Source organism: Streptomyces sp. 8K308, assembly GCF_004348315.1.
In the GTDB taxonomy this organism is placed as follows: Bacteria; Actinomycetota; Actinomycetes; order Streptomycetales; family Streptomycetaceae; genus Streptomyces.
In genome coordinates, this window is record NZ_SMKC01000269.1 from 1 (window position 1) to 9,748 (window position 9,748).

The 9,748-nt window shown below is 73.2% G+C and carries 10 protein-coding genes; 5 read left to right on the top strand and 5 right to left on the bottom strand.

From position 1 onward, the window contains the following. Positions 1–46: 46 nt before the first annotated feature. Entirely contained in the window at positions 47–745 is a 699-nt protein-coding gene (locus E1265_RS27555; RefSeq protein WP_243741147.1) for a SigE family RNA polymerase sigma factor, read from the bottom strand. A gap of 229 nt (positions 746–974) precedes the next feature. Here E1265_RS27555 and E1265_RS27560 point away from each other — a divergent pair, with 229 nt between their 5' ends. From E1265_RS27560 to E1265_RS27575, 4 genes are all read left to right on the top strand, one after another. Continuing rightward, a complete protein-coding gene (locus E1265_RS27560) occupies positions 975–1,652 on the top strand; it encodes a response regulator transcription factor (protein WP_207931233.1) in 678 nt (225 codons plus the stop codon). Between the two features lie 29 nt (positions 1,653–1,681). After that, positions 1,682–3,307: a HAMP domain-containing sensor histidine kinase gene (locus tag E1265_RS27565; protein ID WP_132933712.1), complete on the top strand. Its 1,626-nt coding sequence runs from the start codon at positions 1,682–1,684 to the stop codon at positions 3,305–3,307. Beyond that, positions 3,304–3,930: a hypothetical protein gene (locus E1265_RS27570; RefSeq protein WP_132933706.1), complete on the top strand. Its 627-nt coding sequence runs from the start codon at positions 3,304–3,306 to the stop codon at positions 3,928–3,930. The genes E1265_RS27565 and E1265_RS27570 overlap by 4 nt, the downstream gene beginning before the upstream one ends. Before the next feature lie 111 nt (positions 3,931–4,041). Next, positions 4,042–4,623 carry a VanZ family protein gene (locus E1265_RS27575; protein WP_132933707.1) on the top strand — a complete coding sequence of 194 codons (582 nt, stop codon included), beginning with the start codon at positions 4,042–4,044 and terminating at the stop codon, positions 4,621–4,623. Positions 4,624–4,729: 106 nt separating this feature from the next. Here the strand turns inward: E1265_RS27575 and E1265_RS27580 are convergent, their stop codons facing one another. The 3 genes from E1265_RS27580 to E1265_RS27590 all read right to left on the bottom strand — a co-directional run bounded on the left by E1265_RS27580 (position 4,730) and on the right by E1265_RS27590 (position 7,640). Beyond that, positions 4,730–5,128, bottom strand: a complete 399-nt coding sequence (locus tag E1265_RS27580) for an ATP-binding protein (protein WP_132933708.1) — start codon at positions 5,126–5,128, stop codon at positions 4,730–4,732. Between the two features lie 172 nt (positions 5,129–5,300). Further along, positions 5,301–6,446, bottom strand: coding sequence for an adenosine deaminase (locus E1265_RS27585; protein ID WP_132933713.1), 1,146 nt, complete (start codon positions 6,444–6,446; stop codon positions 5,301–5,303). A gap of 204 nt (positions 6,447–6,650) precedes the next feature. After that, positions 6,651–7,640: a LysR family transcriptional regulator gene (locus E1265_RS27590; protein WP_243741148.1), complete on the bottom strand. Its 990-nt coding sequence runs from the start codon at positions 7,638–7,640 to the stop codon at positions 6,651–6,653. A 188-nt stretch (positions 7,641–7,828) separates the two neighbouring features. Between E1265_RS27590 and E1265_RS27595 the strand changes: the two genes are divergently transcribed. After that, a complete protein-coding gene (locus tag E1265_RS27595; protein WP_243741149.1) occupies positions 7,829–9,046 on the top strand; it encodes an MFS transporter in 1,218 nt (405 codons plus the stop codon). Between the two features lie 36 nt (positions 9,047–9,082). On the opposite strand, the gene E1265_RS27600 is transcribed toward E1265_RS27595, so the two are convergent. Then, positions 9,083–9,748, bottom strand: a 666-nt coding sequence (locus E1265_RS27600; RefSeq protein WP_347877254.1) for a sensor domain-containing protein, incomplete at its 5' end; no start/stop codon positions are given.

The following is a 9,748-nucleotide window of genomic DNA, read 5'->3' on the forward strand; positions in this document are numbered from 1 at the left end:
CCCCCGATTCCCCCGTACCCACCGCCCGGGCTCCCCTCCCGGGCGGTCAGGCGACCAACTCGCCGAAGGACCCCTCCTGGTCCTGTCCGCGGCTGAGCGCCTGGTCATCGCGCAGCCGGCGCAGGGTGCGCCAGATGCTGCTCTTCACGGTGCCGACGCTGATGTTGAGCGTGTCGGCGATCTCCGGGTCGGTGCGACCCTCGTAGTAGCGGAGCACCAGCATGGTGCGCTGCTGCTCTGGCAGCCGTGCCAGTGCCTGCCAGAGCACGGTGCGCAGTTCGGTGCCGCGCATCGTGTCCTGCTCCCCCGGCGCCTCGGGCAGTTCCTCGGTCGGGTACTCGTTGAGCTTCCGCCGCCGCCAGGCACTGATGTGCAGGTTCGTCATGGTTCGCCGCAGATACCCCCCGACGGCCGCCTTGTCGCTGATCCGGTCCCAGGCGCGGTAGGTGGAAAGCAGCGCGCTCTGCAACAGGTCCTCGGCCTCGTGGCGGTCACCGGTCAGGTGGTAGGCGGTCGCGTACAGGGAGGCGCGGCGCTCTCGCACGTAGGCGGTGAACTCCGCCTCCGTGGCCCCCTCGCGCCGTCCTGCCCTGCCGCGTCCCCCCCGGTCGTCGGCGGCCACCGCGGTGAGGTGCGCCGGCCGCTGACACCCGGTCCCGCGACGGCCCCCCAGCCGGCTCGCGATCCCGGGCCTCTCCCCACAGCGGACGGGAACCACAGCGGCGGAAGTGCGCGTCCCACTCATCGCCTTGTCGGTGATGCGTTGCGCTGCGCTCATCTCCGCTCCCCCTGTCTGTCCGTCCTGCTTCTCTTGCGATGGGCAAAACAATGCCGGGCCAGTTTCATCAGGGGGTCCCCCAACTGTCACAGCGGTGTCACAGGGGGCGCGCATAGGACAAGCCGCCAAGCAGGTAATAAGGGACGGGCATACCGGGCAGTCGAACTCCGGCTGGTCCATACGACACAATGAGCCGGTGGCTTTCCTGTTGCTGATCGAGGACGACGAGGCGGTCCGCACGGCCCTGGAGATGAGCTTGACTCGTCAGGGGCACCGTGTGGTGACCGCCGCGACGGGTGAGGACGGCCTGAAGCTCCTGCGCGAACAGCGGCCGGATCTCATCGTGTTGGACGTGAACCTGCCGGGCATCGACGGCTTCGAGGTGTGTCGACGGATCCGCCGCACCGACCAGCTGCCGATCATCCTGCTGACGGCGCGCAGCGACGACATCGACGTCGTGGTCGGCCTGGAGTCCGGGGCCGACGACTACGTGGTGAAGCCCGTCCAGGGCCGCGTCCTCGACGCCCGCATCCGTGCCGTGATGCGGCGCGGGGAGCGGGAGGCCAACGACTCGGCGACCTTCGGCTCCATCGTCATCGACCGGGCCGCCATGACCGTCACCAAGAACGGCGAGGACCTGCAGCTCACCCCGACCGAGCTGCGGCTGCTGCTCGAGCTCAGCCGCCGGCCCGGGCAGGCCCTGTCCAGACAGCAGTTGCTGCGGCTGGTCTGGGAGCACGACTACCTGGGCGACTCGCGCCTGGTGGACGCCTGCGTCCAACGGCTGCGCGCCAAGGTGGAGGACGTGCCCTCGTCGCCCAAGCTGATCCGCACCGTGCGCGGTGTGGGGTACCGGCTGGACGCGCCTTCGTGAGGGAGCGGGTGAGCGGCTGGCTGCGCCGGATGCGGAAGCTGCCCAGCCTGCGGCTGCGGCTGGTCACGGTGTTCGCGCTGGTCGCGCTGGTGGCGGCGGTCTCCGTGTCCGGCATCGCCTACTGGCTCACCCGGGACGCGGTGCTCACCAGGGCGCAGAACGCGGCGCTCAACGACTTCCGCAAGTCGCTCGGCGACCACGCCGGCGCCCTGCCGGAGAACGCCACCTGCGACGACCTGCGCGGCATGGCCGCGGCCGTCGCGAACAACACCATCAACTACCAGGTGGTACTGGTCGACGACGGGGCCGAGGGCCCGATATGCACGGTCGAGTCCGATCCGCAGGTCTTCAAGCTGGACATGGTGCCGACCGCGCTGGTCGAGGCCGTGCACGAGCGGCGCGACGACGACACCCCCGACGCGCCCTACCACCTGTACTGGCAGCGTGTGTCGCTCGACGGCGACCCCTATCTGATCGGCGGCACCCGGGTCCTTGAGGGCGGCCCGACCGCCTACACGCTCACCTCGCTCGCGCCCGAGCGCGACGACCTCAACTCCCTCGCCTGGTCGCTCGGTTTCGCCACGGCCCTGGCCGTCATCGGCTCGGTGCTGCTGGCCCAGGCCGCGGCGACCATGGTGCTGCGCCCGGTGCAGCGGCTCAGCGACGCGGCGCAGCGGCTCGGCGAGGGCCGGCTCGACACCCGCCTCGAGGTGCGCGGCGCCGACGAACTCGCCCATCTCACACGCACGTTCAACAGTGCGGCCGAGTCACTCGAGCGGCAGGTGCGGGACCTCAGCAACCGGGAGGCCGCCAGCCGCCGCTTCGTGGCCGACATGTCGCACGAGCTGCGCACCCCGATGACCGCGATCACCGCCATGACCGAGGTGCTCGAGGAGGAGGTCGACAACCTCGACCCCATGATCGCGCCCGCCGTGCAGCTGGTGGTGAGCGAGACCAGGCGGCTCAACGACCTGGTGGAGAACCTGATGGAGGTCACCCGCTTCGACGCCCGCACCGCGCAGATGGTGCTGGACGACGTCGACATCGCGGACCAGGTGACCGCCTGCATCGACGCCAGGGCCTGGCTCGACGCCGTCGAGGTGGACGCGGAGCGCGGCGTCATCGCCCGGCTCGACCCGCGCCGCCTCGACGTGATCATGGCCAACCTCATCGGCAACGCGCTCAAGCACGGCGGCTCGCCGGTCCGGGTCACGGTCACCGAGGACACCAGGGAGGGCCGGGACGAGGTGGTCCTCGAGGTCGCCGACCGCGGCCCCGGCATCCCCGAGGACGTGTTGCCGCACGTCTTCGACCGTTTCTACAAGGCCAGCGCCTCGCGTCCGCGTTCGGACGGCAGCGGTCTCGGCCTGTCCATCGCGCTGGAGAACGCCCACCTGCACGGCGGCGAGATCAGCGCGCGCAACGCGCCGGGCGGCGGCGCCGTGTTCACGCTGCGGCTGCCGCGCGACGCCGGCCAGCCCGCCGAGGGGGAGGCCGAGGCGGACCCGGACGGCGAGACCCCGCTCGACGGCGAGGACGTGGACGGTGAGGACGTGGCGACCGCGGCGGCCGAGGACCTGCCGGCACAGCGTTCCGCGGCCGAGCCGCCGGCCGCCGCGCCGGCGCACGGCGGCGAGGGGAAGGAGATCAGGTGACGGGCAGCGTCAGGCGCGCGGGTTCCGGCTGGGGAGCGCGCGTCGCCAGATCGGCCGCGGCCGCTCTCGCGCTGTTCGCCATGGCCGGCTGCGGCATCAGGTCGACGGACGTGCCGGTGGACGCGGGCCCCGCGCCCACCCGCACCACCTGCGACGCGCCGGCCGAGGTGGGCGGCGCCGGCCTGCGCACGGAGGTCTACCTGGTCTGCGGCTCCCGGGTGAACCCGGTGGAGCGCGCCATCGAGCTGCCCGCGGACACCACCGACCGGATAGCGGTGGCCACCGCGCTGCTCGACGAGCTGCAGAGCGACCCCGGCCGGGAGGAGCGCGCGGCCGGCTTCAGCAGCGAGGTGCCCGACGACCTCGACGTGTCGGGCCCGGCGGCCAACGACCCGGCCGAGGCGCTGCGGCTCAACAAGCGTCCCGGCGACCTGCCGGCCGCGGCCCTTGGCCAGATCGTGTGCACCTTCGCGCACAGCGACTCGCTGGGCAACGGCGGCACCGTGATGCTCGGCGGACCTGTCGACTCCCCGCACGGCGGGCAGCCCAAGCGGTACCGGTGCAGCACCGCCATGTGGGGCATCGGCACCCCCGGCCTCGTGCCGCCGATCAGCGAAAGGTAGACGCAGGTCACACGCCGACGGCGGAACCGGGCCCCACGAGGCGGCGTCCTGGAGTGCGTGCAGCATCATCCAGCGGGCTCGTCGGGGCCTGCCATCAGCCCTCGCGCCCGGATGACGGCTCTCGTCCTCCTCACCATCTACCTGGCGCTGACGGCCTACCTGTCCCTGCGCCCGCTCGCGGTGCTCTGGGTCTCGCCGGCCAACGTCGAGCCGCTCGCCACCATCCGTGCCGAGCTGCGGCGCGGCCCCGAGGTGGCCATCCCCGCCATCGGCGCCGGCATGCTGCGGCTGGCGCCACTCGGCGTGCTGCTGCCGCTGCTCGGGCAGCGGCTCGGCGGCCCCCGTTTCACCTCGCTGTGTCGCACGGTGTTCGCCGGCGCGATGATCGCGCTGGCCCTGGAGTTCTGCCAGTCGCTCGTGCCGAGCCGGACCGCCGACGTGGACACGGCCATCCTCAACGCGCTCGGCATAGCCGTCTCCCACCAGCTGGGCTACGGCGTGCTGCGGCGCTCCCGGCTGCTGCGCGGCCCCGACGCGCCCCCGCCAGGGCCCGAAGCGGCGCGGCGGAACCGGCGCTCCACGCCGCCGGCCTCGTCGACCGCTCGGCGGGCCATGGCGGCGCCTGTGCCGCGCCCCGGCTGCCGGCGGGTGCACGCCGAGCGCGAGCTGGCCGTGGCCTCGTCCCGGGCCTGACGGCGCCGCCTTGGGCCGCCGAACGGTCGACGAACGCCGCACGGGCCGCATCCCGAGGGGGTGCGGCCCGCGTGCGCTCGCTGTCGATCGCCGAAGTAGCCGAAGGTCAGAGGAGGTTGGTGCTGCCGAGCAGGTCGCTGGCCGGGCCGAGCACGTCCTGCGCGTCCCCGAGGTCGACGCTGTTCGGGTCGCCGAGCGGCATGCCCCCGAGCAGGCCGTCCACGGTGTCGAGGGTGTTCGTATCGGTGGTGTGGGAGAGGGTGTCGCTCGCCAGCGGCAGGACGTCGGAACCGCCCTCGACCAGCTGGCCCCCGGTCTCGACCACGTTGCCCGCGCCGTCCGGGAGAACGTCGGTGGCGGTGTCGGCGGGCAGGGTCCGCACCACGTCGCCGGCGGTCGACTGCAGGCCCTCCAGGTTGGCGGCGGTGGCGGCACCGGCGGCGGTGGCGGCGATGGCGGCACCGAGCGCGGCCGCGCCCAGGGTCTTCACGGTTGACTGCTTCATCAGAATTCTCGTCCTCGAGTGGGTTGCGGTGGTTCCAGCGGCGAAGTGAAGGTAGCCACTGCTGAGCCGCCCTCGCAATGAATCGAAATGCGCGCCGCTACCCGTAACCCGGCCGGCCCCACATGTCGTACCGGGCGCCGACCAAATACACCCGACTGCGCGTCGCCGCAGGTCAGGACGGCAAGCCGCCCGGACGGGAGAACAGCCATTCGGAACGCAGCGCCGCATACCCAGGTTTGATCACGTCATTGATCATGGCGAGACGTTCATCGAAAGGAATGAACGCGGACTTCATCGCGTTGACCGTGAACCACTGGAGATCGTCCAACGTGTAACGGAATGTCCGGACCAGATGGGTGAATTCACGGGTCATGCTGGTCGCACTCATCAGCCGGTTGTCCGTGTTGACGGTGGCCCGGAAGCGCAGCCGGCGCAGCAGCCCGATGGGGTGCTCGGCGTAGGATGCGGCGGCGCCCGTCTGGAGGTTGGAGGTCGGGCAGAGTTCGAGCGGAATCCGCTTGTCGCGCACGTAGGCGGCGAGCCGGCCGAGCTTGACCGATCCGTCCTCGGCGACCTCGATGTCGTCGATGATCCGCACCCCGTGGCCGAGCCGGTCGGCGCCGCACCACTGGAGCGCCTGCCAGATGGACGGCAGCCCGAACGCCTCGCCGGCGTGGATGGTGAAGTGGTTGTTCTCGCGCTTCAGGAACTCGAACGCGTCCAGGTGTCGGGTGGGCGGGAAGCCGGCCTCGGCGCCGGCGATGTCGAAGCCGACGACCCCCAGGTCGCGGTAGCGGTTGGCGAGTTCGGCGATCTCCAGGGCGCGGGCCGCGTGCCGCATCGCGGTCAGCAGCGCGCCGACCCGGATCCGCCGCCCCTCGGCGGCGGCGAGCCGCTCCCCCTCCCGGAAGCCCTCGTTGACCGCCTCAACCACCTCCTCCAGGGTGAGGCCGGCCTCCAGGTGCTGCTCGGGCGCGTACCGGATCTCGGCGTAGACGACGCCGTCGGCGGCCAGGTCCAGAACGCACTCGGCGGCGACCCGCACCAGCGCGTCCCTGGTCTGCATCACGGCGCAGGTGTGGGCGAAGGTCTCCAGGTACCGCACGAGCGACCCGGAGTCGGCGGCCTCCCTGAACCACTCCCGCAGCCGCTCGGGATCGGTCTCCGGCAGCCGCTCGTACCCCTGCTCGGCGGCGAGCTCCACGATGGTCTCCGGCCGCAGCCCGCCGTCCAGATGGTCGTGCAGCAGCACCTTGGGCGCCCGCCCGATCTGTGTCTCGCTGGGCAGCGGAGCCTCACTCGGGTTCTGGCTGAGCATCGTCATGCGCGAACGATAGCCCTACGCCTACGCGCGTAGCGCGTCGCCTGCCCGCGCACAGCGCGGGTGCCTGCGCCGCATCCACCACGCGCCGGGCCTGGCGGCCCGGCGCGTGGCCATCGGCTGCGCGCGGAGCGCGGGAACGGGCGGGCGGGGGAAGCCCACCCGGCGTGAGCCGAGCCGCCGGCGCCGCCAGGCGCGCCGTCATGGCCGGCCCGGGCCGCCAGGCCCGGCAGGCCCGGCCGCCGGGGCCGACGTCAGTCGGCCCCGGCGGCCGAGGAGGAAGCGTTTGAAGTCGGCGACCGGGCGGGTGTCGGGGTGGCCGGCGAGCCAGGCGACGCCGATCTGGCGGGCGGCGCGCGGCGCGGTGACGGTGAGCTCGACGACGCCCGGCCTGGCCACGGTCGGCGGCGGCAGCAGCGCGACGCCGAGCCCGGCCGCGACCAGGCCGCGCAGCGTCTCCGGCTCCTCCCCCTCGAACGCGACGCGCGGCCTGAAGCCGGCCTTCTCGCACAGCTCCTCGGTCAACTTCCGTAGCCCGTAGCCGGGTTCGAGGGTGACGAAGGGCTCGTCCGCCGCCTCGGCGAGCCGCACCCGGCGCCGCCCGGCGAGCCGGTGGCCGGCCGGGACGACGAGGTGCAGCCGCTGCTCGTCGAGGCGCCTGGTGACCAGGTCGGGCGCCTCGGGCACCGGCGAGGTGAGGCAGAGGTCGAGCTCGCCGGCCCGCATCCGCTCGATCATGTCCTCGCCGTAGCTCTGCACCAGCGCGAACCTGACCCGCGGGTGGTCCTCGCGGAACTCGCGGATCAGCTCGGGCACGGTCTCCGGGCCCATGGTGTGGAGGAAGCCGAAGGCCACCTTGCCGGCCGCCGGGTCGGCGTCGGTGCGCACCGCCTCGGCGGCCCGCTCCACCTCACCGAGCGCGCGCTCGACGGAGCGGGCGAACGCCCGGCCCGCCGGGGTGAGGGCGACCCGGCGGCCGTGCCGGGCGAGCAGCGCCACCCCGAGGTCGGCCTCCAGCCGGGCCATGGCGCGGCTGAGCGTGGACTGCGGGACGGCGAGGCCGCGGGCGGCCTGGGTGACGTGCTCGTGGCGGGCGACGGCGGCGAACTGCGCGAGGCGCGGGGTGAGCAACGCGGCCCAGGACTCGGGGGAGATGTCGGCGCCGCCGGGTGTGACCGGTGTAACGACGATGTCTTCTTCATTGCCGGTTGGTGACACGCACGCCCCTCACCTTTGCTGATGCACGGGTGGATCGATCTTCGCAGATTCGTGCATTGGACGCATCAGATCGCGCGTCCTACTTTTGAGGCATGCCCAGTGACCTAGCCGGGGCTCCCGCCACCGCGGGGGCCTCAACCGCGCCGTCCCCGACCACCACCATGACCGACGTGCGTCCCCCCTCGCGGCCCCTCTCTCGTACGCGCATCAACCTCGCGCTGTTCGCGATCGGCCTGGCCACCTTCGCCATGCTGTTCTCCACCCAGGCCCTGCTGCCGGACATCGCGGCCTCCTTCGCGGTGGGCGCCGACGCGGCCAGCTGGACCGTCTCGGCCGCCACCATCGGCCTGGCCGTCGCGGTGCTGCCGCTGAGCGCGCTCTCCGAGCGGTTCGGCCGGCGGCGGATGATGACCGTCTCGGTGGGCGTGGCCGTGGCGCTGGCGCTGGTCATCCCGTTCGCGCCCGACCTGGGCACCCTCGTGGCGCTGCGCGCCCTGCAGGGCGCGGCGATCGCCGGCATCCCGGCCTCCGCGGTGGCCTACCTCTCCGAGGAGTTGGACTCGCGGGCCACGGTCGGCGCGGTCGGCCTGTTCATCGCGGGCAACAGCGTGGGCGGCATGGTGGGCCGGGTGCTGACCGGCTGGGTGTCCGACGGCTTCGGCTGGCGCGCCGCGCTCGCCGCGGTGGCCGTGATGGGCCTGGTCGCGGCGGTCGTCTACCGGGTGCTGCTGCCGCGGAGCCGGAACTTCCGCCCCGCGCCGCTGCGGCCCCGCGTGCTGTTCGGCGCCGTGCGGGCGCACCTGTCGCGGCCGCTGCTGCTGCGCCTGTACGCGATCGGGATGCTGCTGATGTCCGCGTTCAGCGCGGTCTACACGGTGATCGGCTTCCGCCTGGTCGAGGAGCCGTTCGGCCTGTCGGCCGGCCTCGCCGGCTCGGTCTTCGTCATCTACCTGGTCGGCACGGGGTCGGCCTCCGCCACAGGACCGATGATCGAGCGCCTCGGCCGCCGCGGCGCGCTCTACGCGGCGATCAGCACCGTCTCGGCCGGCCTGCTGCTGACCCTCTCGGACCAGCTGGTGCTGGTGCTGCTCGGCATGGTGTTGATCACCGGCGGCTTCTTCTTCGGCCACGCGGTGGCCTCGGGCTCGGTGAGCCGCGCGGCGACCGAGGGCCGGGCGCAGGCGTCGGCGCTCTACCAGGTGGCCTACTACCTGGGCGCGAGCCTGGGCGGCACCACCGGCGCGGTGATCTACCACGCCGCCGACTGGTCGGGGCTGGTCGCCTTCGCCCTGACCGCGCTGCTGACCACCGCCGGCATCACCCTCTACGCCACGGGCCGCGCCCGCGCCGACCGCCGGGCCGCGGCGCGGCTGGCCTGAGCGGCGCGCCTCCCGGCGCGCACTGCTGGTCCGTGCTCAGGCACGGACCAGCAGTGCGCGCGCCACGCCGGCCTGGAGCGAGGTCAGGCCGCGCACCATCGGGACGGCCGTGGCCAGCAGCAGCACCCCGATGCCGGTGTGGAACGCGATGTCGGCGGCCGTGGAGTCGATGCCGAACGCCAGGTCGAGCAGCCCCTCCTCGCCACCGTCGCGCGGCAGCGACCAGGACCACAGGACGTAGCAGAGCTCACCGAGGCCGCCGACCGTCCAGGTGACCGCGAGGCTGAAGGTGATGAGCCGCACGGGCAGGGCGAGCATCATGTGCGTCCAGTCGCGCCACGCCTGCGGGTCGCCCAGCGCGTGCCACCAGCGGACGAGCCCCGTGCCGCGCGGCTCGCGGTAGCTCGGCGCCGGCATGGCGTGCCCGGTCACGGCGGCCACCCGGGCGCGCTCGCCCCGCGCGAAGGCGCGCGCCGCGACCAGCGTCCCCGCGAGCACCGGCACCCCGAAGACGGCCGCGAACCCGCCGACCCCGAGGGAGAACCCGGTGACCGCCACCACGAACGCGACCACGCCCACCGGCAGCCCGGCGAGCAGATACGCCAGCTCCCGCCCGAAGCGGCTGGAGGTTCCCTGGTACTTCACGGCTGCGCCCGCCGGCATCGTCTCGATCATGTGCACCAGCCTCCCGCCTCCCGGGCC